The organism is Pseudomonas mosselii, from assembly GCF_005796105.1.
Classification (GTDB): Bacteria; Pseudomonadota; Gammaproteobacteria; order Pseudomonadales; family Pseudomonadaceae; genus Aquipseudomonas; species Aquipseudomonas mosselii_C.
This window is the reverse complement of the sequence record NZ_VAUO01000004.1, coordinates 82,152-105,422: the sequence shown is the minus strand read 5'-3', so window position 1 is coordinate 105,422 and position 23,271 is coordinate 82,152. Positions and strand designations below refer to the sequence as shown.

Genomic DNA, 23,271 nt, shown 5'->3' with positions numbered 1-23,271 from the left:
CATGAATGCCCTCGCGAGCCTGCTGAAGCACCGCCAGATCCTTTACTCGACTGTGGTCCAGGGGCTGAAGAAACGCACCAGTGCCAATGCGCTGGGGGCATTGTGGCTGCTGTTGTACCCGCTGTTGTTCCTGAGCCTGTATAGCCTGGTGTTCGTGCAGATCCTTCAGGTACGCATCCCCGGCCTTGGGACCTTGGACTACATCTTGGTGGTATTTTCCGGGCTGGTACCCTTTCTGGCGTTTTCCGAGGCTTTCGGTGTTGGTACTACCAGCATCGTCGCCAATCGCGATTTGCTGATGAACACGTTGTTCCCCATCGAACTTGTGGTGGCTCGGGAGGTGTTCATAGGTCACACCAGCATGGGTGTCGGCATGCTGATGCTCTGGGGGGCGGTGCTTTACCATCATGGCTTGAGCTGGACTCACCTGCTGCTACCGCTGATCTACCTGCTACAGATCATGATGGTGCTCGGTTTGGTATGGATAACATCGACGTTGACGGTGTTCTTCCGCGACTTGCAACAATCGGTTCCTATTCTGGTACTGATGTTGATGATGATCTCGCCAATCGGCTATACCGCCGACATGGTGCCGCAGGGGTTGAAGGCGATTCTATTGTTCAATCCGTTGGCTTGGCTGATGGAGCTATATCGAGCCTGCCTCATGCAGAATATCGTGCCTTGGGAAAAACTGGGGTTATTCGCGTTGTTCGCCTTGGTGCTGTTTGGCCTGGGCGGTGCGCTCATTCTTCGTTTGAAGCCACTGTTCATTGACCATGTCTGATATTGCGATTTCTCTGAAGGGGGTCAGCAAGACCTTCAAGCGTTTCCAGCATCCAGGGTGGCGTGCACTTGATGCGTTGGGCTTGCCGGTTTCGCGCAAGCGCTACGACACTTTTCAGGCGCTCACCGGGATCGATCTGAACATCGCCAAAGGCGAAAAAGTGGCACTGATCGGGCGCAATGGCGCAGGCAAGAGCACGTTGCTACGCTTGGTCTCTGGCCAAATGCGCGCAGACAGCGGGCAGATTCGAGTGAATGGGAATGTTCAGGCGCTGATGACCCTGGGGACAGGCTTTCACCCTGATTTCAGCGGGCTGGAGAATATCCGCTCGGCCCTGGCTTTCCAGGGCATCGCGCCTGCGCGAATGGCCGAATGCATTGAGGAAATCACCGAATTCACCGAACTCGATGGCTTTCTCCAGCGCCCGGTAAAGGAATACTCGGCGGGTATGTATGCTCGCCTGGCGTTCGCCGTTGCTACGACCATGACACCGGAAGTCCTGATCATCGATGAAGTTCTTGGCGCCGGCGATGCCTACTTCCTTGGCAAGTGCATTCAGCGCATGAAGAACCTGACCAGCCAAGGGGCGACGATCTTGTTCGTTTCGCATGACATCAGCTCGGTGCAGATGCTCTGTGATCGTGGTGTCTGGCTGGAGGCTGGAAAGGTCCGGCAGGATGGACCTCTATTGCCGGTGAGCAAAGCCTACCTGGCCAGCGTCCGTGCAGAAGAAGAGCGTAGGGTCAGGGCCAAGAGCATGTCGTTGACCCGAGGGCAGGTGGCGACGTTGCTGGAGAGTGAAAGCCAATCGAGCCTATTGCGCCTTGTCGGTCAGGACGGCATTGCGCCGGCCGCGCCTGTTCTCGTACGTGACGTGCAGTATGGCAATGGCGACAACGTCCTTGGTCGGTTCGATTTGCAAGGCCCCCAAGCGGGCGGCTCTTGCCTGATCGTCGACCCTCGATTCATGAACTGGCGTTTCGTTGACGACAGTGTCGAGGGCGCGCGCTGGGCGTTCGGTGACTTCGGCGGGCGTTATCAGCACGCACCGTTACAGATTGCTTGGCCGGGCACTATCCCAGAACAGGCTTGGGTGCAGCTAGAACTCAAGGCCAGCCCTACGGGTGTTGTGTTGCTCGAGCAGTACGACCCGGAGCGAGCCAGTTACACAGAGCTTGGACAATTGCCAGCGAGCGATAGCGATACCTGGTGCTCGCTGCGTTTAAACCTGCACCGGAGTGCCTTGGTTGCACACGAACGCTCCACGTTGCTGACCGATTTGCAACCGTTAGCCAGCGATGATCGTTATGGCAGTGGCGAGGTGAGGATTACTGGTTTTGGCTTCTTCGATGGTGACGCAGAGCGTCGGCATACGTTGATTAGCGGGGAGTCAGCCTTTGCGGTCATCGCTTACGAGGCGAGCCAGGCGGTGATTGATCCGGTACCGGTAGTGGCGATCTATCGACCTGATGGGACTTGTGTCATGCAGGTCATTGCCAGCATGAGTGGTGCGCATTTCCCTCGCCTGGAAGGTAAGGGTGGGATTCGCGTGGACTTCGCCCCCCTGATGTTGGGGCCAGGCGATTACCTGGTTTCTGTTGCACTCTTTCGGGAGCTTAATCTGGCGTCAGCGGTCGAACCAGCCTCATACGACCTCCATGACCGCTGCCATGCCCTCAAGGTACTACCGCCACCGGGTATCCATGTGCAGATTGGCGTGGTCAACCAGCCCGTGCAATGGGAGCAGATTACTTGAGTCAGGACATCCGCCTTTACGGAAACTCGCAAGTTTGGGATCAACCTCTACAACTGGGGCAACGTAACCTGTTGAGGGCCATCTTGGACTTCTGGCCGGGCAGTGTCGCAACAGTGCTGGATGTAGGTTGTGGTGACGGCAAAATAAGCGGACAACTCGCTGCGGCCACCGGCTCCGTCGTGGTCGGGCTGGACAGCAGCGAGCAAGCCCTGTCGCGACTGCCGTTCAGAGGCGTCAAAGGCTCTGCGCAGTGCGTGCCATTCGCTGACAGCGCATTTGACGTAGTCATCAGTACCGACGCGTTGGAACATATGCCTGAACCCGAGGAAACGGCTGCCTGGGGTGAGCTGTTCCGTGTCGCGAGAAAGGCGGTGATGGTCGCTGTACCGTTTCGCGAGGAGTTGCTCGATGCAACTGCACAATGTTCGAGCTGTGGGCATCACTACCATGTCAACTGGCATGAGCGCAGCTACGACATAGAGGATTTGCACCGGCGAGCGCCCAAAGGCTGGCGTGTGCACTGCACGGTGCTGTCCGGTGAGCCCTGGAGTGCCATGTTGGCGCCGGAAACCCAGCTGCGCCGTAGGGCCCTTGGCGAATGGTCTGGTTGGGAGGCTGCCTTGTGTCCGGCTTGCGGTGCGCCTGGGAATGCTGCTCAGCAACCCGAGCCGCTACCGTCGCTGATCGCCGAAGCCCTCGCGCACCTGATCTATCCCGCTCTGGCTGAGCGCAGGTATTGCCGTAGCCATAGTGAAATCCTGGTGATTTACCAGCGTGAGGGGACCGCACAGGACCTTCCGGGTGTTCCCGAGGCTCGATCATATGCTTTACCGGCAACCTGCGTTGATTTACGCCATCAACCATTGAGCGACAATCTCCAGCCCTATTGCCAAGCGGCCCGTCACGTCGTGGGCAGCGATGGTCGTCTGCGCCTACAGTTCCCATTGTATGAGGCTCAGCCGCAGTTGTTCGTCGAGCGTATTGCGGGAAGCCACGGGCCGCTGAACCTGATGCTCGAAGACGCAGAGGGGTGCCTCTTCGAAGGCTGTGTGCTGGCCGAGGGGCAAGCACGCACGAGCCTTGACCTGCCCCGGGCGCCGGTTGCTGGGTATTACGGGATCCTGGCGTCGTTGCCCGCCACTGAGCCGTACGCCAGCGTGCGCCTGGGGGGTGGCCCTGATGCGCTTTGGCTGACGCCACCCACTGGACAGGATGTGGGCTACCTGCAATTGGAAGATGCTCAGCGTGCAGTGTTCGTTCAGGTTGCCGATGCCCTGTGGTTTGACCCATCGACATTGGCAACCAGGGCAAACCCGGTGAGGCCTTCTCCGGCAGATGTGCTCAAGGCTATTCAGCCCCGTTTCGAGCGCTCGCTCGCCCATTCGACGGTTTATGGCCCTACGGTCGGCGCCGAGATCAACAAGATGCGTGTTCAGTTGCAAAACCTCACCGCCGAGCGAGACGCTTTCCAGCAAGAATCGCAAAAGGCTCAAGCGGTCGTGGTGCAACTGCAAAATGTTACGGCTGAGCGGGATGCCTTGTTACTGCGCGCAAGGGAGGCCGATCGACTCGCCGTGCAGGTGCAGAATCTGGACGCGGAGCGTGAAGCATTGCTATCGCGCGTGGCGCAGTGCGACCAACAGGCGGTGCGTGTGCAGAACCTGGAGGCTGACAGGCAAGATTCGCTACAGCGGCTGGCAGTATTGGAGCAGCAGGCTGTCCAACTGCAGAACCTCGGCGCCGAACGTGATGCGCTGCTGCAGAGGGCGCTGGAGTTCGATCGCCAGGCCGTTAGACTGCAGAATCTCGAGGCCGAGCGCGATGCTTTGATACTGCGGGCTGTGGAAGCTGACCGCTCGGCCGTGCAGTTGCAGAATCTCGCCGCAGAGCGGGATGCGCTGCTGGCGCGTAATGCCGACAGCGATCGTTCCCTGGTGCAGTTACAAAATCTTAACGCCGAACATCTGCACATTATCGAGCAAGCCCATGGGCTTGCAGAACGCTATCAGGCCGAGTCGCATGCGCTGCGGCTTTCCGTCAGCGAGCTGCAAGCGCAATTGGGGCAATCCAACGACCGCGCACTAGACGCGGAGCGCATCAATGGCCAGACCACGCTGCAACTGGCCAGTATCGAAACACAACGCCAACAACTTAAAAACGCACTGGACGACTACCAGTCTCGTCTGGACCAGCTCAACCAGCGCATTGAAAACCGGTTTGGACGGACTGTCAGAACGATTCTGACGAACCTTGCCGGCAAGCAATAGGGAGGAGAGCCGAATGGCTCAGGTTTTAATGCTATGCCACGACCAACATTTGGATCGGCGTGTGGTGGCACAGGCATCGACATTGATTTCTCAGGGGCATTCGGTGCGGCTCCTCGCGCTGTCATTCGAGGGGGAGACAAGCGAGGAAACCACTGCCGAAGGTATCCAGCTGACACGCATTGGTCTGAATTTCATCATTCCAGAAAACCCTACCTACACCGGGTATATGGCCCGTCAGCACAAGCTCAATGACCTGTTGAACTGGGGCGCCAACCGTTTTCCTCGGCGTACGGGGTGGTTCCAGCGCTTTTTCAACCATGCCAGTCGTTTGAACTGGAGCCTCTACAGGGTGCTGTTGTTGGCTCGCTACCATAACCGTATGCTGCATGATCCGCTGCCATTCAGGCAGGCGTTCATTCAGCACGCGCGCCGCTACACCGCCGATCTGGTGCAGGTCCATGACCTGCCTGCGCTCCAGGCAGGTGCTGAAATCGCGGCCGAGTGGAACGTGCCGTTGGTGTACGACGCCCATGAGTTGTACCCCGAGCAGAAGTCCTTCTCGCGCGCGCAGCGGCGTATCTGCGCCAGTGCCGAGGCGCTGCATATCAAGAAAGCCGATCTGGTGTTTGCCGTGAATGAGTCGATCGGTGAGGAGATGGCGCGTCGTTATGCCATACCCCAGCCAGTGACCTTGCTCAATGCCATCGATCCCCCGGCAGATTTCGCTCCTGAGGGGCATTACGATCTGCTGCGCGAGAAGCTGGGGTTGTCGGCAGAGCGACGTATCCTGCTGTTCCAGGGAGGGTTCGCGCCTCACCGCAACCTGGAAACCTTGGTGCAGGCCATGGCCCACGTGAGCACTGCCGATGTCGATCTGGTGATGATGGGCTTTGGCCCGTTTGGCGACCTGCTCAAGCAGAGGGCGGAGAAGATCGGACTGCTGGGAAGCCGCATTCATTTTCTCCCTGCCGTGCCCCAGAGCGAACTGCTGCAGCACAGTGCATCCGCCGATATCGGCATCATTCCGTACCCGCATGTAGACCTCAACTCTTACTACTGCACACCGAATAAACTGTTTGAGTTCATCCAGGCGGGCTTGCCGATCCTGGCCAATGACTCCCCCGAACTCAACCGGTTCGTGCGCGCCAATGCGTTTGGCTACTCGGCGGTCATGGGTAATGCCAGGCAGATCGCCCGCGCTATCGATGCAGCCTTCGCTGCCCAGGATCTGCAAACGTGGCGGGGTAATATTCGCAATGGTCGTGTCGCATTGGCCTGGCAGGGGCAGGGCGCGACCTACGCTGAGCACATGGGGCGTTTTCTTGCAGGGTCGCATGGGCATTCCACGACGCTGCCGATGTCTGAGGTAGTCAATGAGTCACTTTAATCGAGGCATCGTCGGGCTATTGTTGGTCGCAACGGCGACGTTCGTTTCGCCAGCCCAGCATGCCGATGCCAAGACCCAGCAAACCAATGTTGACCAGGCTCAACACATGACCGATGGCCGAGGCATACCGCAGCTTTCTATCGACGGTGTCGGCAAGGTCGCGCATCCTGCCTGGACGGCGTTGTACGCCCTGGCATATGCCGGTGTTGAAGATTATGACCCAAGCCTGGGTCTCAAGCCGGATCCACAACGCTTCGCCGCCAGTATCGTTTGGCTCAAGGAAAACCTTGTCCAGGACAAGAACGGCTTATGGATATGGCCGTATACCTTCGACAGCACATACAACGATGTGGCCATAAAGGCGCCCTGGAGCAGCGCCTTCGCCCAGGCCACCGGCATCCAGGCGTTACTCGTCCACTGGAAGCAGACAGGTGACCAGAGCAGCTTGCAAGCGGCGACCAAGGCCGCTCGGGCATTGTTCGTCCCGCTCAGCGAGGGCGGCTTTCTGTTCGCGCGCGGTGACGATGCCTGGTTCGAGGAAATACCCCAACCCGTTGACAACCCCTCGCACATCCTCAACGGTCACATGAGGGTCTTGTTGGCCTTGCACGCGTTGGCCGATGCGACAGGCGACAAGCAGTACCAGCAGTGGTTCAGCAAAGGCACCGATACGTTGCTGCGTTGGTTGCCCCGATACGATGCAGGGTATTGGCTACGTTACGATCTGAATCCGCGAAAGGACGAATTGCTGTTTCGCCTGGCAAACCCATACGGTTTTAGCAACCCGACGGTCGCTATTGACAAGATCACGCTCAGGGATCCGCTCTCTGGTGCCGAGTCCGTGCTGGACGTCGGGCGTACCACTGATGCCGAGGGCGACAATCGTATCGCCGGTAATGATTGGGGCCAGGTCGAGCAGATCGGCAGCCGTTCGGTCAGGCGTTTGCAGCCTGTCATGGGCGCCCGGGAGGCGCCTGACAGCAGTGGGCAAATGGTTGCGCCATTCACCTATTTTTACCTGAAGCTGCCGGGCCAATGGCGGGACAATCTTCGCGATCAGCGGTATGAGCTGACGGTAGACTACTTTGACGAAAAGCCCGGCAATCTCGATATCCAGATGCGCAGCATCTCCCCGCAGAGCACCTCGTTCCGCGCCCTGCGTGACGGGGCGCTGCTGCTCAGCGGCTCTGCTCAATGGCGGCAGTGGAAAGTTGCGGTCCAGCCTCGTGATCTGGGCTATTGGGTTGGTAAGACCTATGGCGCAAAGCATGCGCAGTATCTCGACCAGTTGGCCAAGGTCGATGGGCGCTTAGACGCCTGGCGCGACATTAGCCGTGCGTACCTCAATACCTTGCCCGGCGCCGGCTACGCCACGGTCGAGCCCAAGGCAGAGCAGGTGCCTGACCAGACGCCGATCTTGCCTTGGTACTCCATGGACAAGAACGGGGTTCTACTCATGCACATCAAGGATAAAGACGGTGACCCCGATACTGGTAAAGCCGTTTACTCCCCGTTCATCGTGGCCCTTCAGGCGGCCGAAGGCTCCAAGATGGCAGGCCTTCAAACGATTTTGCGCAAGTTCAATATCGATAAGGAACGTGTCAAAAAAGCCCCAGCAGTGCAGTGGTTACTTGATCCTCGCCACCAATACAAGGTCGGCGATGCCACCACGTACAAGTTTGAGTTCCGCAACGTTTACAACGATGTGGAGACAGCATCGCCTTGGCAATCCTCGTTCGCTCAAACCTATGTATTGAAGGTACTGCAGAGCGTGTACCAGGAGAAAGCGGCTGATGCCCAGGCGCTGCGTGCGCTTTTGAACTCCACGCTGCAGGCATATGCGGTTGACGTGGCGGACGGTGGGCTGGCCCATAAAGTGCGTCTGGGCGGGCTGTTCTTTGAAGAAGTGCCCAATCGGACCCATGTGCTCAATGCGCAGCTGTCGGCACTGCCGATGATCAAGCAGGTGTCTGCCATCGACAGGAGTTCTCTGGGCGATACCCTTGTGCAGCAAGGTGTCGAAGCGCTCAAGAACAGCATCGGTCAATACGACACAGGGTACTGGATGCGCTATGACGCCAATCCGAAGAAAGAACTGCTCTTCCAGATCGACTGGATTGAAGGTGATACGTCGCCGCTGATCGAGCGCATCGCCTTGCAGGCTCCGCAGTTTGCCAAGCAAGTGAGCCTTGAGGTAGGCAGTGAGAAAGCGTTCGTGGGCGGTAGCCGCATCACTGGCCTTGAATGGGCGTCGGTACAGGTTGCCGATGGGCGACAGGTACGCGCTTTTGCCAATGGGTATGCGCAGCACAAAGAGGCTGTCCAGGGCGGCGCACGGCATAACGCCTTCGTGCTCATGCAGCTTCCGCAGAAGACCTTCACGGATTACCTCGACATCCAGCCGCACCGTTTGGTGGTGCACTACAAAGATGTCGCGGCGGGTCGCTTTGCAGTGAAAGTGCAGTCTATCAACGAAGGCAATGTTCTCGATTTCACGCCGTTGCCAAATGCGGTCATTACGACTGTTGGAGATCAGCAATGGAAAGATGCAGTCATCGAAGTGCGCCCGCAAGACATGGGGTGGTACAAGGGAGCTGACTATCAAGTGTTCGAGGTCGATCAGCTTGAGCACATCGGCAAGCTGACCAAGGACTGGTTCTTCAATCAGTATGCCGAGCGCCAGCGTTACTACCTTGAGGCCAAGGGGGCTGGGCGTACGGTGATTGACCAGCCTGTTTATAAAGCACCGTTTTCCGCGGTCGATGTTTCCGTCATGGGCGCTTCGAAAACCTACGATGGGTTTGGTTTCGAGAATGCGTTGGATGGCGATCCCAACAACAACTACGTGGCCGGCGTCGAGAATCAGCCTGTTGAGTTCGTCGATCTCAAGCTGGCGCGAGCGGTCAGCCGCGGCACCCTGCACCTGAAATGGGAAAACAAACTCAATTATGCGGGCCATGTTCGTGTGCTGGCATTGGCCGGTGATGGGACGGTGCAGCATGAGTTGGCGGCTCAGCGGCCTGAAACTGGGCAAGACCTCGAAGTGAAATTTGCCAGTGAGCAACCCGTCGAGGCCGTGCGCCTTGAGTTTTCTGAGTTTGTTGGGCAGCCGAGGTTGCTGGCGCGGCTGATCGAGGTTCAAGCTGAAGCGACGGAAAAGCCCTCCCCAGCGAAGGTCGTTACCCAGCCACGCCAGGCCTCTGCGGAGGTCAATGGGAATCTGTTGGATGGACATGACCCGCGCAATCCCCTGAGCGTCTTCCGCATTCCTGTCACTCTCAAGATCAAGGCCTTGTCCCATGAACTGGTGGCGGATGCGCATACCGAGCACGAAAAGATCCTGGCGTTCATGCACTACATCGATGGATTCAGCGTCGGTTACGCCCGTTCACTGTCGCCCGACGACACGGTAGCGGAGCGAAAAGGAGCGTGCGGATCGTTCACCAATACTTTGCTTGCGCTGGCGGCTGCGCAGGGGATGGAAGGGCGGGTCGTGAGTCTTCTGAACTATCCGAAGAACGACGGGCATGCTGTAGCTGAGATCAAAGTAGATGGCCACTGGCAGTTGTATGACCCAACCTATGGCGCTTTCTATACGCGTGCGGGGAGCGAGCGCCCCTTGTCATTCGAGGCGTTGAAGGCCGCCTACACGGCAGGTGAGGAAGTCGATATCCATCATGAATCAAGCCGTGCGGGTGCCGAAGCGTACCTGGGTAAGGATATCTACACAAAGGCCGCGCCGGCCGGCGTGCTGGGCGCCGACAGACCATTCTACTTCCCGCTGCAGTTGTCGCTGTCCGAGAAGAACCGGTTGGAGGCCAATGAGTTTGGGCCGAAATGGCAGGGGGCCAGCTTTATCGGTGCTGCCGACACCAATCAGCAGCAGGATTGGACATTGGGGGGGGTGACTCCGGGTAAGCGGTATCAGTTCGAAGTTGTAGCGCAAGCACTCGGAGGGGAACTCAAAGGCAGTGATCGAGCGTTCCGCTTGATCGCGGTGATAAAGGACGCCAAGGGGGGCGAACACACGGTGAGTCATGTCTTTGACTTTACCGATGGCCAACCTAAAACATGGAAGATTCCGTTCGTCGCGTACTCGGAGCAGCAGACAATTTCGCTGCGACATGAATATGTCGGACCCGATTACCGTTACCTGCGAATGCAAAGTTACGCCCTTGTTGAATGAATCAGCCCTATAGGTAGATAGAGTATGTGCGGAGTAGTGGGGCTGCTGATGACCAGCGGTCAGGTGGGTGGGATCGAGCACTCATTGAAAAACATGATGAATGCCATCCGCCACCGGGGCCCGGATGGCGACGGTGTCTGGGTCGATAAGCGCCGGCCTATGGGGCTTGGTCATGTCCGTCTGGCCATTATCGACCCCGAGCATGGAAAGCAGCCGATGGTGACCGAGGATGGTCGTTTCGTCGTGGTTTTCAATGGCGCCATTTACAACTACCTGGAACTGCGCCGGGAGTTGATTGGCAAGGGGCACCCGATACACAGCTATTCGGATACCGAAGTGCTGTTGTATGCCTATCGCGAGTGGGGTGAAGCCTTTGTCGATCGACTGGTCGGCATGTTTGCCTTCGCCATTTGGGACAACCATGAGCAGAAGCTCTTCTGTGCCCGCGACCGCATTGGTATCAAGCCGTTCTATTACCACTTCAACGGCCAGCGCCTGCTGTTTGCCTCCGAAATCAAGGCGATTCTGGCTGACGATTCGGTGGCGGCGCAGTCTTGCGCGAACGGGTTGCAGGACTACCTGACGTTCCAGTTCTGCCTGGATGACAAGACCTTGTTCAAAGGCATCCAGAAACTCGAACCGGGTCATTGCCTGTCGGCGACATATGTCGGCAATACCCTGAAGTTTGAAGTGCGCCAGTATTGGGACCTGCACTACAACATTGATGAGGAGCACGACGAACGCTACTTCATCGATACCTTGGCCGGCCTGATCGACGACTCCATCAACCTGCACATGCGTTCGGATGTACCGCTGGGGGCGCACCTGTCCGGTGGGCTCGATTCGAGTGCGGTGGTGTGCCTGGCTTCGCGGATGCTCGGTGGCGAGCGGTTGCAGACTTTCACCGGAGCCTTCAACGAAGGCCCCCAGTTCGATGAGACGGGCTATGCCAAGGAGGTGTCAGCGTTTGCTGGCACCGCCTACAACGAGATCTACATTCCGGCCGGGCATGAGTTGCCGGATGTACTGCCTCGGCTCATGTATTACATGGATGAGCCACTGGCCGGGCCGGGTGTCATCCCCCAGTATTACGTTTCGCAGTTGGCAAGTCAGCATGTCAAGGTAGTCATGGGTGGGCAGGGCGGTGATGAACTGTTCGTCGGCTACGCCCGCTACATGGCGGCCTATCTGGAAAAGTGTCTTTCTGGAGCGATCTACCAGACCGCGAACCAGCGTCGTTATGCCGTTTCGCTCGAGTCCATCGTGCCGAACTTGCCGCTGCTTGCAACCTATCAACCGATGTTGCAAGGCTTGTGGAAGAACGGCCTGTTCGGGCCCCACGACCAGCGCTACTTCAGCCTGATCGACCGCAGCGATGGCATGAGCCAACTGTTCAATCAGGATGTGCTTCGCGGAGCGGGCAGCTATTCGCCGTTCGAGTCGTTCCAGCGCATTTTCAATCGCGATGAGCTGCATTCGCTGGTCAACCAGATGACCTACTTCGACCTCAAGGGCTCACTGCCAGCCCTGCTGCATGTCGAGGATCGTACCAGCATGGCCGCCTCCATCGAGTCGCGTGTTCCGTTGCTCGATCACCGTATCGTCGAGTTCATGGCGACCATTCCACCGAACATCAAGTTCGCCGGTGGCCGAATGAAGCACCTGTTCAAGGAGTCCGTCCGCCATGCCTTGCCGAGCAACGTCTTTGAGCGCAAGGACAAGATGGGCTTCCCCACCCCGTTGACTCAATGGACCAAAGGTCCGGCGCGGGAATTCGTACGCGACACCTTGCTCTCTGAAAAGGCACGCCAGCGTGGCCTGTACAATCTCGATGTAGTGGAGAAGATGCTGGGCAATGAGCGTGAGTTCGGACGTGTAGTCTGGGGTCTGCTCAGCCTGGAGTTGTGGCATCGCATCTTTATCGACCGGGACCTGAAACCAAGTGGGGTCTGAAGTCGCCTCCGCCGCCGGGCGGATTCTGATGTTGAGCAATGATCGTCAGATCGATCGGCGCATCCTCCTGCAAGCCGACAGCTTGCAGGAGGCGGGTTGGCAGGTCGTCATCCTGGCGATGCCACTGGACCGGCCTGCTGCGGGAGAGGATTGCCGTGTGGTGCGCATCGGCGCAGACAAGGAGTGCTCGGCGCGTCGAGAAAGTCGCGTGCTGCATGCTTATCGCCAGGTACGGCGCTGGCTGCCGATGAACGGCTACCTCATGCGTTTGCTCAAGTCGATCGCTTGGCGTTGGGTGGTCGACCAGGAGCGATTTTACCTGAATTTGTTCCTCGCCGATGGCCGTCGTTATCCGGCCCAGGTGGTCGTTGCCCACGATTTGCCGATGCTTGCGGTCGGCCGCACGCTGGCTCAGGAGTTTGGCGCGTCTCTGGTGTATGACAGCCACGAACTCTTCAGCGAGCAGGAATTCGCGCGCTGGCAGCAGCGTGCCTGGGCGAATGTCGAGCGCCGGCATATTCATGCCTGCGAACGTGTGATCACCGTCAATCCCTCGATTGCGGGTGAGTTGCAAGCGCGCTATGACCTGCCACAAGTCTCGGTCATCCACAACGCCGAGCGAGTAATGCCACTAGCGCCACGCTCTAGGTACCTGCATCAGTATTTCAGCATTCCTGAAGATCACCTGCTGCTGCTGTTCCAGGGGGGATTCTCGGCAGGCCGTAACCTGGAAAACCTGACGAAAGCCATGGCACTGCTCAGGTCGTCCGATGTACATCTGGTGATGCTGGGCGAAGGCGCCTTGGGCGATAGCCTGCAGCGACTGGCTATCCGCCTGGGTGTACAGAACAGGGTGCACTATCATCCTGCAGTGCCACAGCATCAGCTGCTCGAGATCACCGCCAGTGCCGATGCCGGGGTCATTCCCTATCAGGCGATCTGCCTGAACAACTACTACTGCACGCCCAACAAGCTGTTCGAGTTCATCGCGGCAGGTTTGCCGATCCTGGCAAGTGACCTGCCCGAACTACGCAGGCTCGTAGCAGGCAACGCGATCGGTCATGTATGTGAGTTGGCTACCGCGCAGCAGATCGCACGTGCGATCGAGGAAATGTTCGCTGATCGTTCGCGTCTGCTGGCTTGGCGCGAGCAGCTTATGGCCGTCCGTGATGCCTTGAGCTGGCAGCATGAAGGTGAACGACTCAAGCAGATCTACGAGGGGCTGAAATGAAGATCGCGGTGGTTTACCAGTATTATCAGGGGCACTGCGCACCGGGCCATTCGCTGGTTTATGAGTTGACGCAGTATCTGGCAGAGCGAGGTCACGCCGTAAGTGTCGTGTCCGGTGAAACCGGCTACATGCGTGCCGAACAGCCCAAGCTCCCTTGGTACCGTCGCCTGATACGACGGGAGCGTGATGGTGCGGTGGAGGTCGTTCGTACCTATACCTACTCCCAACTACACCGTAGTTACCTGGGGAGGTTATGCAGTTTCCTGTCTTTTTCGCTGACTGCTCCTCTGGGGCTGTGGCGCATCGAAAAACCTGATGTGGTGCTGGCTTCCTCGCCGCCGATATTTCCTATGTTCACAGTCTGGCTGGTGTGCAAGATACGTCGAATCCCGCTGGTATTCGAGGTGCGCGACCTGTGGCCTGAGTCGGCGGTACAAATGGGGATTCTGCGCAATCGGCAACTGATTGCGATCATGAGCTGGATGGAGCGGCTGCTCTATGATCAGGCGCAACGTATCGTCACCCTGACCCAAGGCATACATGACGACATCGTACGCCGCGGCTGGCCCGCAGAGAGGCTCGAAGTCATTACCTGTGGGGTCGATGGGCAAATGCTCTACCCCGATCCCGAGGCCGGTGAGCGCTTGCGCGCGCGCCATGGCTGGCAAAATCGCAAGATCGTCTTGTACATGGGGGCGATGGGCGAGGCGAACAATTTGGATGTGCTGCTTGATGCTGCCCAGTTGCATGACCATGAAGATGTGCTTTATCTGCTGGTCGGTGACGGCATGAAGCGCACCGATATCCAGCGGCGTATCGCCGAATCGGGGGTTTCCAACGTCGAACTCTGGGAGCCGGTGGCCAAGCGTTCGGTACGTGAGTGTATCTGCGCTGCGGACCTATGTGTGGTGACCTTGCAGGATATTCCGCTGTTTCGTGGGGCCATCCCCACCAAGTTGCTCGACTACATGGCCTGCGGCAGGGCGGTATTGTGCGGCGTGCAGGGCGAGGCGGCGCAGATCGTGCTGGGCGCGCAGGCCGGTGTCGTGTGCGCGCCGAGTGACGCAGGGCAAATGGCAAGCTTGCTTGCCGATCTGTTGCAGGATGAACAGCGGCGCCAGCACATGGGAGAGCGCGGTGCAGCCCATGTGCGAGCACACTTCAACGCACAGAAATGCCGGGGCAAGATGGAGAAGCTGCTCGAAGGCGTAGTGGCGGCACGTACTGCTGAATGATTGCTTACATATTGCCTGATTGACCCAGAGCGGCCCGCGGCGGGGGTCGTGAAGGGAAAGTATGATCTGGTAACACTGCGTTTGGCCGTTTGGTGTTGATTCTGAGATCCGAAGGTATAGGGTTCACGTGCAGCCACGGAACGCTGCAATCTTTATCATCGATCAAGGAGTTCACCATGCGAAACACCGTACTGAGCTATCTGCTGCTGCCGCTCTTCTCGTGTCTGTCCCTTTCGGTTGCCGCGGCGCCCGCCACGGCATTGACGCCGCCTACCGAGCAGGTCGCACCGGCTATGCCGCAGGTTCAACAGCGGTTGATCGACCTCAACGATGCAGACGCCGCGACGCTACAAAAAGAGCTCAACGGCATCGGTAAAGCCAAAGCCGAAGCCATCGTCGCTTATCGCGAAGCCAATGGGCCTTTCGGTTCGGTGGATGAGCTGCTGGAGATCAAGGGCATTGGCAAGGCCCTGCTTGAGCGCAACCGCGGCAAGCTTGAAGTGAAGTGATACACACGGCTGTATGATGTGCTTGCCGGTTGGCCTCGTGCCAACCGGTTTCACGTTTTGCCGTCACGCAAACCTTATCGATCCTGCGCATCCTTGGCATCGGCCTCGGCATTGCGCTCATGCACCTTGCGCAACTGCTCCTCGGTCAACGGTAGTTTCTTGGCCGTATCACGCAGCATCATCAAGCCGCCGACGATGGAGCCGAGGGCAACCAACAGTATCAACCAGGCATACCACGGCATCGAAGTTCTCCTGCAGAGCATGTAGGGCGGCGCTTTCATGACATTCGAGCCATGCCTGCGCGGGATGGTTCCATTATAGAAGTGGCCACTGGCCCAGCCAATTCTCGTGACCCACGGCCCCCAAAGCCTGCGCCACTTCGTTTACAATGCGCGCCGTTCAAGACTTGCCAAGAGACCGCTGCCCATGTCCGCCTGCCAGACGCCCCTGATCGTCGCCCTGGATTTCCCCACCCGTGACGCCGCCCTGAAGCTGGCCGACCAACTCGATCCCGCGCTGTGCCGGGTGAAAGTCGGCAAGGAGCTGTTCACCAGCAGCGCCTCCGGGATCGTCGAGACGCTGTGCGCCAAGGGCTTCGAGGTGTTCCTCGACCTGAAATTCCATGACATTCCTAACACCACCGCGATGGCCGTCAAGGCTGCCGCTGAAATGGGCGTGTGGATGGTCAACGTACACTGCTCGGGCGGCTTGCGCATGATGTCGGCCTGCCGTGAAGAGCTGGCCAAGCGCAGCGGTCCACAGCCTCTGTTGATTGGCGTGACCGTACTCACCAGCATGGAGCGCGAGGACCTGGCTGGCATCGGCCTGGACGTCGACCCGCAGGAGCAGGTGCTGCGCCTGGCGGCGCTGGCGCAGAAGGCCGGCATGGACGGTCTGGTGTGCTCGGCCCTGGAAGCTCCGGCGCTCAAGGCTGCGCATCCGTCCCTGCAATTGGTGACTCCCGGCATCCGCCCGGCGGGCAGTGCCCAGGACGACCAGCGCCGTATCCTCACCCCGCGCCAGGCGCTGGATGCTGGCTCCGACTACCTGGTAATCGGTCGCCCGATCAGCCAGGCGGCGGATCCTGCCCAAGCACTGGCGGCGGTGGTCGCCGAAATTCGCGGCTGAGCCTGCGCTGACCGCGGCTCAGGTCGGCACCCGCGCTAGGGTGCCGGCGTACCTCGGTACGGGTTTCACACCTTGAGCACCAGCTTGCCGAAGTTTTCACCACTGAACAGCTTGAGCAGCGTTTCGGGGAAGGTTTCCAGCCCCTCCACCACATCTTCCTTGCTCTTGAGCTTGCCACTGGCCAGCCAGCCGGCGATTTCTTGTGCGGCCTTGCCGTACTCCTTGGCGTAGTCCATCACCACGAAGCCTTCCATGCGCGCACGGTTGACCAGCAGCGCCAGGTAATTGGCAGGGCCTTTGACTGCTTCTTTGTTGTTGTACTGGCTGATGGCGCCGCAGATCACCACGCGCGCCTTGAAGTTCAGGCGTGACAGTACCGCATCCAGAATCTCGCCGCCGACGTTGTCGAAGTACACGTCCACGCCATTGGGACATTCGCGCTTGAGGCCGACCAGCACGTCCTCGGCCTTGTAGTCGATGACCCCGTCGAAGCCCAGTTCATCGATCAGGTATTGGCACTTCTGTGCGCCCCCCGCGATACCGACGACGCGGCAGCCTTTGATCTTGGCGATTTGCCCGGCGATGCTGCCGACCGCGCCTGCGGCGCCGGACAGCACCACGGTGTCACCGGCCTTGGGCTGGCCGACGTCAAGCAGGGCGAAGTAGGCGGTCATGCCGGTCATACCCAGGGCGGACAGGTAGCGCGGCAGGGGCGCCAGGCGTGGGTCGATCTTGTGCAGCCCCTGGGGCTCGCCAGTGAAATAGTCCTGCACCCCGAGGGCGCCGCCGACGTGGTCGCCGGGCGCGTAGTCAGGGTGGTTCGAGGCGATCACCTCGCCGACGCCGAGTGCGCGCATGACCTGGCCAAGGCCCACTGGCGGTATGTACGACTTACCTTCGTTCATCCAGCCGCGCATGGCGGGGTCCAGGGACAGGTACAGGTTCTTCACCAGCACCTGGCCTGCGCCGGGCTCGGTGGCAGGCACCTGTTCGTAGCTGAAATCGTCGCGGCGTACCGCGCCCACCGGGCGCTTGGCGAGCAGAAAACGTCGGTTGCTGTAGGACATGCTGGAGGCTCCTGAACAAAGCATGGGCGGTGATGATCGACCTTACTGATGGGCTGCGTCACGCAAGATCACCGCAAACGATAGTAGTCTAACCGCAACCCTGATGATGCTGCCCAGCTCGAGAGGCGCCTGACTAGACTCAGCCTCGATCCGACAGTCCACAGCAGGAGCCCGTGATGAGCATGACTTTCTCTGGCCAGGTTGCCCTGGTCACCGGTGGCGCAGCCGGTATTGGCCGGGCGACGGCCCTGGCATTCGCAGGCGTTGGCCTGAAGGTGGTGGTGGCCGACCGTGACGCGGCCGGTGGCGAAGCCTGCGTGGCGCTGATCCGTGAGGCCGGTGGCCAGGCGCTGTTCGTGGCCTGCGACGTCACCCAGGACAGCGACGTGCGCCAGTTACACGCGCAGGTCATCGAGACGTATGGTCGCCTGGACTATGCGTTCAACAACGCGGGCATCGAGATCGAGCAGGGGCGCCTGGCCGAGGGGAGTGAAGCGCAGTTCGACGCCATCATGGGGGTCAACGTCAAGGGCGTGTGGCTGTGCATGAAGTACCAATTGCCGCTGATGGTGGCCCAAGGCGGCGGCGCGATCGTCAACACCGCGTCTGTGGCGGGCTTGTCGGCAGCGCCCAAGATGAGCATCTACGCCGCCTCCAAACATGCAGTGATCGGCCTGACCAAGTCGGCGGCCATTGAATATGCCAAGAAGGGTATTCGGGTCAACGCCGTGTGTCCGGCGGTGATCGACACCGACATGTTCCGCCGCGCCTACGAGGCTGACCCGCGCAAGGCCGAATTCGCGGCGGCGATGCACCCGGTCGGGCGCATCGGCAAGGTCGAGGAAATCGCCAGCGCTGTGTTGTATCTGTGCAGCGACGGTGCTGCCTTCACCACGGGGCATAGCCTGACCGTCGACGGTGGCGCGCTGGCGATCTGAGGCTGCCTGGGCTGCATTAAGCGAAGTAGCCCTTGTTGCGGCGCTTGAGCATTGCGCCCAGGCATGCTGGGTATTCGGATCAATGTCGCTTATGCACAGGACGTGCGTGCCCAAGCGTTCTTCCGGTATGTAGGACGACCTACATTGGCCTGAAAACGACACGTTCATAGCTAAATGACACCATTCTGGCGCCAGGGCCTTGTGAGGGGGCGCTGGCGGTTGTCACTCTTGCTACTTGGACATGCCCGACATGGCAAGGGGGAATCGCTGATGGTGACGAAGACCAGGTACGGGGTGCTGGCCAACTTGGGCATGGCCCGCAAGCTTGGCCTTGGGTTCGCCTTGGTCCTGTTGCTGACCTTGGTGGTGGCGGCCCTTGGGGTGTACGCATTGACCCACGTCGGCCAGCGTTTCGACGGGTTGCGCCAGATGACCCAGTTCAATACCGATCTGCTGCGTTTGCGTCAGCACGAGCAAGGCTTCGCCCTGCGTTCGGACACCAAGGAGGCCGACGCCCTGCGTGCTGGCGTGCAAGCGCTGACCGAGCGCGCGCGCGGTCTGCCGGCGCTTGCGGCCGCCGAGCAAGACCTGACGGCCTACGCCCAGGCGTTCGAGCAGTTCGTCCAGGCCGTGCAGGCCAAGGAGCTGGCCTTGGATACGGCTAGCTGGGCGGTCTCCAGTGTCGCCAACAACCTGGATGTCTTGCAGGCAGGGCTTGCCGACGACGGTGCCTACACCCTCAAGCAGTCCCAGGGGCAGCAGGGCAGTGAGTTTCTGGAGCAGTCGGCGCAGGTGGCGCAGGTCTCGCGCCTGATGCTGCAGGCCATGGATCAAGCCCGCGTGCGCCTGGAGCAAAGCCGCAAAGGCAGCGAGGAACTCGAACAAGGCCGCATCGCCCAGACCGTCGAGGCGGCCGAGTTGGTCGAGCAGCTCAAGGGCAGTATCGCCGATCCGGGCTACCAGAGCGTGCTGGGCGAGGTGGCCGGGCATATCGCCAGCTTCTCCGAAAAGCTCAACGAATACACTGACCTGCTCGGGCAGGAGCAAGGCATCAAGACGCAGTTGCAAGCCCGCGCCGACCAGGTCACCGCGCGGGTCGAACACGCTTATGCAGCCCAGGAGCAGGCCATGCAGGGTGAGCTTGCGCGCAATGCCTTGGCGATTATGGGGGCCACGGGGCTGGCGCTGCTGGTCGGCGTGCTGGCGGCCTGGCTGATCACCCGTGCGGTGGTCGCGCCGCTGCGTCGGGTGATTGAGCGTGCTCGACGCATCGCAGCCGGCGAGCTGGGCATCGAAGCCGAGGCGCCGCGTACCGACGAAGTCGGGCAACTGCTGCAAGCCATGCAGCAGATGGCCGAAGGCCTGACCGGTATCGTCAGCGGCCTGCAACAGGGCATCGAGCAACTGGCCGGCAGCGCCCAGGCGCTGTCGACCGTGACTGAGCAGACCAATCGCGAGGTGGGTAGCCAGAAAGATGAAACCGAACAGGTAGCCACCGCCATGCAGCAGATGACCGCCACCGTGCATGATGTGGCGCGCAATGCCGAGCAGGCGGCTCAAGCCGCCCAGGCTGCTGACGACAAGGTCGGCTCGGGGCAGGAGGTGGTGCGCCAGAGCATGCAGCGGATCGAGCAACTGGTGAGCGCTGCCGAAACGGCCAGCAGTGGTATCGACAACCTCAGCGCCGAGATCCATACCATTGGCGATGTGCTGGAGGTGATCAAGAGTGTGGCCGAGCAGACCAACCTACTGGCGCTCAACGCCGCCATCGAAGCGGCGCGGGCAGGTGAGCAGGGGCGCGGTTTCGCGGTGGTGGCCGACGAGGTGCGGGCCCTGGCGCGACGCACGCGGCAGTCTACCGAGGAGATCGAGCGGCTGGTCGCGAGCTTGCGCGGCAACGCACAACAGTCGGTGACGCAGATCCGTGGCAGTACCGAGTTGGTGCGCCTGGCGGTGGCCGATGCGCTACAGACGGAGAGCGCGTTGGGCAGCATTGCCGCTGCGGTGCAAGTGATCCAGCAGATGAACCAGCAAATTGCCGCTGCGGCCGAACAGCAGAGTTCGGTGGCCGAGGAGATCAGCCGCAGCGTCACTCAGATTCGTGGCAGCGCCGATCAGGCAGCGCTGGCGATGCAGGACAACGCCCGTTCGAGCATCGAGCTGGCGCGCTTGGGCGATGACCTGAAGGGGATGGTGGGGCACTTCCGGCTTTGACAGGCGTGAAGCCTGAATCCAACGCTGCGCCTGTAGGAGATCACCCAGCCCTTTAGGGCCGCGCTGTCGCGCATAGAACTGCTATTGCAGGTACGCCACGTACCTTGTGGGAGCGGGCTTGCCGGAGTGCCGGACCACCGCGAAGAAGGCGACTCGGTGCATGGCACCGGCGTAGCCGGTGCCATCCTCTCAGCCCTTGCGCGGGCTCAGGATCAGCAAGGTGATCACCCCCGCGACGATTCCCCAGAACGCCGAACCAATGGAGAACAGGGTCAGCCCCGAGGCGGTCACCATGAAGGTGATCAGCGCTGCCTCGCGCTCACGGGCCTCGCCCATGGCCACACTTAGTCCGTTCATGATCGAGCCGAACAACGCCAGGGCTGCGATCGACAGCACCAGTTCCTTGGGCAGGGCGCCGAACAGTGCGGCCAAGGTGGCTCCGAAGATGCCGGCGATACCGTAGAAGATCCCGCACCAGACTGCTGCGGTATAGCGCTTGGTCGGATCTTCATGGGCATGTGGCCCGGTGCAGATGGCCGCGCTGATCGCCGCCAGGTTGATCCCGTGCGAGCCGAAGGGGGCCAGCAACAGCGAGGCGAGGCCGGTGGCCGAGATCAGTGGTGAAGCCGCGACCGCGTAGCCGTCGGCGCGCAACACGGCAACGCCTGGCATGTTCTGCGAGGTCATGGCCACCACGAACAACGGAATACCAATGCTGATGGTCGCCGCCAGCGAGAAGCTGGGCGTGGTCCACACTGGGGTCGCGACCTCCAGGTGGAACCCGCTGAAGTCCAGCAGGCCGAGGGCGCCGGACAGGGCCGTACCCACCAACAGCGCGGCCAGTACGCAGTAGCGTGGGGCCAGGCGTTTGGCGACCAGGTAGCTGATGAACATGCTCAGTACCAGTAACGTCTGGTGTTGCACGGCAACGAAAATTTCGCTGCAGATGCGAAACAGGATGCCAGCCAGCAGCGCCGAGGCCAGAGATGCCGGGATGCGCTTGACCAGGCGCTCGAAACTACCGGTCACACCGCAAATCAGCACCAGCAGGGCACAGATGATGTAGCCACCAATCGCCTCGCCATAACTGACGCCGCCCAGGCTGGTGATCAGCAGCGCCGCCCCGGGGGTCGACCAGGCCACGGTGATCGGGGTGCGATAGCGCAGCGACAGGCCGATGGTGCAGACCGCCATGCCAATCGACAGGGCCCAGATCCACGAAGAAATCTGCCCTTGGGTCAGGCCTGCGGCCTGGCCGGCCTGGAACATCAGTACCAGGGTGCTGGTGTAGCCGGTGAGCATCGCGATGAAGCCGGCGACCACCGCCGAGGGAGAGCTGTCTGCCAGGGGGCGCAAGCGGGCAGAAGTGACATCGGTCATGGGGTGAATCCTTGTACAGGTGTAAGCTTTTTTTTCAGGCTACCGTGCCCTGGCGTGATCTTTGCGATACAGCAGGCATTGCAATTAGCCGTACAGTCGCCAACTATGGGCGGCGATTTCGCAACTGCGTGTTAAGGGGAGGGGCGATGTACAAGGTGTATGGGGATTACCAATCGGGTAACTGCTACAAGGTCAAGCTGATGCTCAGCTTGCTCGATCGCCCGTATGAATGGCATCCGGTGGACATTCTCAAGGGGCAGACCGAGACCCCTGAATTCCTAGCCATGAACCCCAACGGCAAGGTGCCGGTGCTCAAGCTCGAAGATGGCACCTGTTTGTGGGAGTCCAACGCGATTCTCAATTTCCTGGCCGATGGCAGCGAGTTCCTGCCCAGCGAGCCGCGCCTGCGCACCCAGGTGTTGCAATGGCAATTCTTCGAGCAGTACAGCCACGAGCCCTACATCGCTGTGGCGCGCTTCATTCAGTTCTACCTGGGGTTGCCGGACGAGCGGCTGGAGGAGTACCGCAAGTTGCACAAAGGCGGCTACAAGGCTCTGAAGGTGATGGAGCGGCAGTTGCAGATGACGCCGTACCTGGTCGGTGAGCAGTACTCCATCGCCGACGTCGCGCTGTACGCCTACACCCATGTGGCCCACCAGGGCGGCTTCGACCTTGCCGACTACCCGGCAGTGCGGGCGTGGCTGGCGCGGGTGGCGAGTCATCCACGGCATGTGCCAATGGTCGATTGAGCCTGCGCGGGTCTGCACAGGTATCGAGTACCGTGCAGACCCTGCGCAGCAGGCGATGCCGCCCGGTCAGGCGTTGGCGAAGCGCTTGTCGAGGTAGGCAATGATGTCCTTGGATTCGTACATCCAAGTCACCTTGTCGCCTTCCTCGATGCGCAGGCACGGCACTTTCACCCGGCCACCGCCTTCGAGCAGCGCCTGGCGGTGCTGCGCGTCGTTCTTCGCATCGCGCAGCGCCACCGGCACGTTCAGCCGGTGCAGGGTACGACGGGTCTTCACGCAGAATGGGCAGGCATGGAACTGGTACAGCGCCAGGCCATTGGCCTGCTGTTCGACGGCGGCCTGGGCCGAAGCATCACGCTTTTTTTTCGCCGGGCGGCTGATCCAGTCGCCGAATACGATGAGCTGGCCGAGGCCGACCCGCAGGGCTTTGACGATCATGGGCAACTCCTGAACATGAAAAAGCCGACCCCGATGCCTGTCTTGAAAC

Annotated in this window: 17 protein-coding genes and 1 pseudogene; 14 read left to right on the top strand and 4 right to left on the bottom strand. The window is 60.2% G+C overall.

The window, feature by feature from the left end:
* Nucleotide 1: 1 nt before the first annotated feature.
* From FEM01_RS11185 to FEM01_RS11145, 9 genes are all read left to right on the top strand, one after another.
* Nucleotides 2–784 carry an ABC transporter permease gene (locus FEM01_RS11185; RefSeq protein WP_138219499.1) on the top strand — a complete coding sequence of 261 codons (783 nt, stop codon included), beginning with the start codon at nucleotides 2–4 and terminating at the stop codon, nucleotides 782–784.
* A complete protein-coding gene (locus FEM01_RS11180; protein WP_138219498.1) occupies nucleotides 777–2,540 on the top strand; it encodes an ABC transporter ATP-binding protein in 1,764 nt (587 codons plus the stop codon). Before FEM01_RS11185 ends, FEM01_RS11180 begins: the two co-directional genes overlap by 8 nt.
* Complete coding sequence (locus FEM01_RS11175) at nucleotides 2,537–4,807, top strand: class I SAM-dependent methyltransferase (protein ID WP_171030941.1); 2,271 nt, start codon at nucleotides 2,537–2,539, stop codon at nucleotides 4,805–4,807. Before FEM01_RS11180 ends, FEM01_RS11175 begins: the two co-directional genes overlap by 4 nt.
* On the top strand, nucleotides 4,791–6,194 hold the full coding sequence (locus FEM01_RS11170) for a glycosyltransferase (protein WP_138219496.1): 1,404 nt from the start codon (nucleotides 4,791–4,793) through the stop codon (nucleotides 6,192–6,194). The genes FEM01_RS11175 and FEM01_RS11170 overlap by 17 nt, the downstream gene beginning before the upstream one ends.
* The gene (locus FEM01_RS11165; protein ID WP_138219495.1) at nucleotides 6,181–10,380 is read left to right on the top strand and encodes a D-glucuronyl C5-epimerase family protein; all 4,200 of its coding nucleotides are present in this window, start codon (nucleotides 6,181–6,183) and stop codon (nucleotides 10,378–10,380) included. Before FEM01_RS11170 ends, FEM01_RS11165 begins: the two co-directional genes overlap by 14 nt.
* Nucleotides 10,381–10,404: 24 nt before the next feature.
* Nucleotides 10,405–12,333 (top strand): asparagine synthase (glutamine-hydrolyzing), encoded by a 1,929-nt coding sequence (gene asnB, locus FEM01_RS11160; protein WP_138219494.1) that lies wholly within the window; start codon nucleotides 10,405–10,407, stop codon nucleotides 12,331–12,333.
* Nucleotides 12,334–12,361: 28 nt separating this feature from the next.
* A complete protein-coding gene (locus FEM01_RS11155; protein ID WP_138219493.1) occupies nucleotides 12,362–13,564 on the top strand; it encodes a glycosyltransferase in 1,203 nt (400 codons plus the stop codon).
* Nucleotides 13,561–14,799, top strand: coding sequence for a glycosyltransferase family 4 protein (locus FEM01_RS11150; protein WP_138219492.1), 1,239 nt, complete (start codon nucleotides 13,561–13,563; stop codon nucleotides 14,797–14,799). Before FEM01_RS11155 ends, FEM01_RS11150 begins: the two co-directional genes overlap by 4 nt.
* Nucleotides 14,800–14,975: 176 nt before the next feature.
* A complete protein-coding gene (locus tag FEM01_RS11145) occupies nucleotides 14,976–15,308 on the top strand; it encodes a ComEA family DNA-binding protein (protein WP_138219491.1) in 333 nt (110 codons plus the stop codon).
* Nucleotides 15,309–15,382: 74 nt separating this feature from the next.
* Here the strand turns inward: FEM01_RS11145 and FEM01_RS11140 are convergent, their stop codons facing one another.
* Nucleotides 15,383–15,550, bottom strand: coding sequence for a DUF2897 family protein (locus FEM01_RS11140; RefSeq protein ID WP_138219490.1), 168 nt, complete (start codon nucleotides 15,548–15,550; stop codon nucleotides 15,383–15,385).
* A 184-nt stretch (nucleotides 15,551–15,734) separates the two neighbouring features.
* On the opposite strand from FEM01_RS11140, the gene pyrF reads away from it, so the two are divergent.
* Nucleotides 15,735–16,436, top strand: coding sequence for an orotidine-5'-phosphate decarboxylase (gene pyrF, locus FEM01_RS11135; RefSeq protein ID WP_138219489.1), 702 nt, complete (start codon nucleotides 15,735–15,737; stop codon nucleotides 16,434–16,436).
* Between the two features lie 65 nt (nucleotides 16,437–16,501).
* Here pyrF and FEM01_RS11130 read toward each other — a convergent pair whose 3' ends face one another.
* A complete protein-coding gene (locus FEM01_RS11130) occupies nucleotides 16,502–17,503 on the bottom strand; it encodes an NADP-dependent oxidoreductase (protein WP_138219488.1) in 1,002 nt (333 codons plus the stop codon).
* Between the two features lie 176 nt (nucleotides 17,504–17,679).
* Here FEM01_RS11130 and FEM01_RS11125 point away from each other — a divergent pair, with 176 nt between their 5' ends.
* The 3 genes and pseudogenes from FEM01_RS11125 (at nucleotide 17,680) to FEM01_RS24755 (ending at nucleotide 20,655) form a co-directional block, all read left to right on the top strand.
* Nucleotides 17,680–18,441, top strand: a complete 762-nt coding sequence (locus FEM01_RS11125) for an SDR family oxidoreductase (RefSeq protein WP_138219487.1) — start codon at nucleotides 17,680–17,682, stop codon at nucleotides 18,439–18,441.
* Between the two features lie 174 nt (nucleotides 18,442–18,615).
* Nucleotides 18,616–19,794, top strand: a pseudogene (locus tag FEM01_RS24760) (HAMP domain-containing protein); the annotation flags it as partial.
* On the top strand, nucleotides 19,783–20,655 hold the full coding sequence (locus FEM01_RS24755) for a methyl-accepting chemotaxis protein (protein ID WP_431188589.1): 873 nt from the start codon (nucleotides 19,783–19,785) through the stop codon (nucleotides 20,653–20,655). The pseudogene FEM01_RS24760 and the gene FEM01_RS24755, both read left to right, overlap by 12 nt.
* Nucleotides 20,656–20,844: 189 nt before the next feature.
* Here FEM01_RS24755 and FEM01_RS11115 read toward each other — a convergent pair whose 3' ends face one another.
* Entirely contained in the window at nucleotides 20,845–22,035 is a 1,191-nt protein-coding gene (locus FEM01_RS11115; RefSeq protein ID WP_138219486.1) for a benzoate/H(+) symporter BenE family transporter, read from the bottom strand.
* Between the two features lie 146 nt (nucleotides 22,036–22,181).
* Here FEM01_RS11115 and FEM01_RS11110 point away from each other — a divergent pair, with 146 nt between their 5' ends.
* Nucleotides 22,182–22,784, top strand: a complete 603-nt coding sequence (locus FEM01_RS11110) for a glutathione S-transferase family protein (protein ID WP_138219485.1) — start codon at nucleotides 22,182–22,184, stop codon at nucleotides 22,782–22,784.
* Nucleotides 22,785–22,850: 66 nt separating this feature from the next.
* Here FEM01_RS11110 and FEM01_RS11105 read toward each other — a convergent pair whose 3' ends face one another.
* Nucleotides 22,851–23,222, bottom strand: coding sequence for a glutaredoxin family protein (locus FEM01_RS11105; protein WP_138219484.1), 372 nt, complete (start codon nucleotides 23,220–23,222; stop codon nucleotides 22,851–22,853).
* Between the last annotated feature and the right edge of the window lie 49 nt (nucleotides 23,223–23,271).

Excerpts from the sequence above, each read along its gene's own strand:
- FEM01_RS11185 (WP_138219499.1), top strand. The coding sequence starts at position 2 with ATGAATGCCCTCGCGAGCCTGCTGAAGCACCGCCAGATCCTTTACTCG.
- FEM01_RS11180 (WP_138219498.1), top strand. The coding sequence starts at position 777 with ATGTCTGATATTGCGATTTCTCTGAAGGGGGTCAGCAAGACCTTCAAG.
- FEM01_RS11165 (WP_138219495.1), top strand. The coding sequence starts at position 6,181 with ATGAGTCACTTTAATCGAGGCATCGTCGGGCTATTGTTGGTCGCAACG.
- asnB (WP_138219494.1), top strand. The coding sequence starts at position 10,405 with ATGTGCGGAGTAGTGGGGCTGCTGATGACCAGCGGTCAGGTGGGTGGG.
- FEM01_RS11155 (WP_138219493.1), top strand. The coding sequence starts at position 12,362 with ATGTTGAGCAATGATCGTCAGATCGATCGGCGCATCCTCCTGCAAGCC.
- FEM01_RS11150 (WP_138219492.1), top strand. The coding sequence starts at position 13,561 with ATGAAGATCGCGGTGGTTTACCAGTATTATCAGGGGCACTGCGCACCG.
- FEM01_RS11145 (WP_138219491.1), top strand. The coding sequence starts at position 14,976 with ATGCGAAACACCGTACTGAGCTATCTGCTGCTGCCGCTCTTCTCGTGT.
- FEM01_RS11140 (WP_138219490.1), bottom strand. The coding sequence starts at position 15,550 with ATGCCGTGGTATGCCTGGTTGATACTGTTGGTTGCCCTCGGCTCCATC.
- pyrF (WP_138219489.1), top strand. The coding sequence starts at position 15,735 with ATGTCCGCCTGCCAGACGCCCCTGATCGTCGCCCTGGATTTCCCCACC.
- FEM01_RS11130 (WP_138219488.1), bottom strand. The coding sequence starts at position 17,503 with ATGTCCTACAGCAACCGACGTTTTCTGCTCGCCAAGCGCCCGGTGGGC.
- FEM01_RS11125 (WP_138219487.1), top strand. The coding sequence starts at position 17,680 with ATGAGCATGACTTTCTCTGGCCAGGTTGCCCTGGTCACCGGTGGCGCA.
- FEM01_RS24755 (WP_431188589.1), top strand. The coding sequence starts at position 19,783 with ATGCAGCAGATGGCCGAAGGCCTGACCGGTATCGTCAGCGGCCTGCAA.
- FEM01_RS11115 (WP_138219486.1), bottom strand. The coding sequence starts at position 22,035 with ATGACCGATGTCACTTCTGCCCGCTTGCGCCCCCTGGCAGACAGCTCT.
- FEM01_RS11110 (WP_138219485.1), top strand. The coding sequence starts at position 22,182 with ATGTACAAGGTGTATGGGGATTACCAATCGGGTAACTGCTACAAGGTC.
- FEM01_RS11105 (WP_138219484.1), bottom strand. The coding sequence starts at position 23,222 with ATGATCGTCAAAGCCCTGCGGGTCGGCCTCGGCCAGCTCATCGTATTC.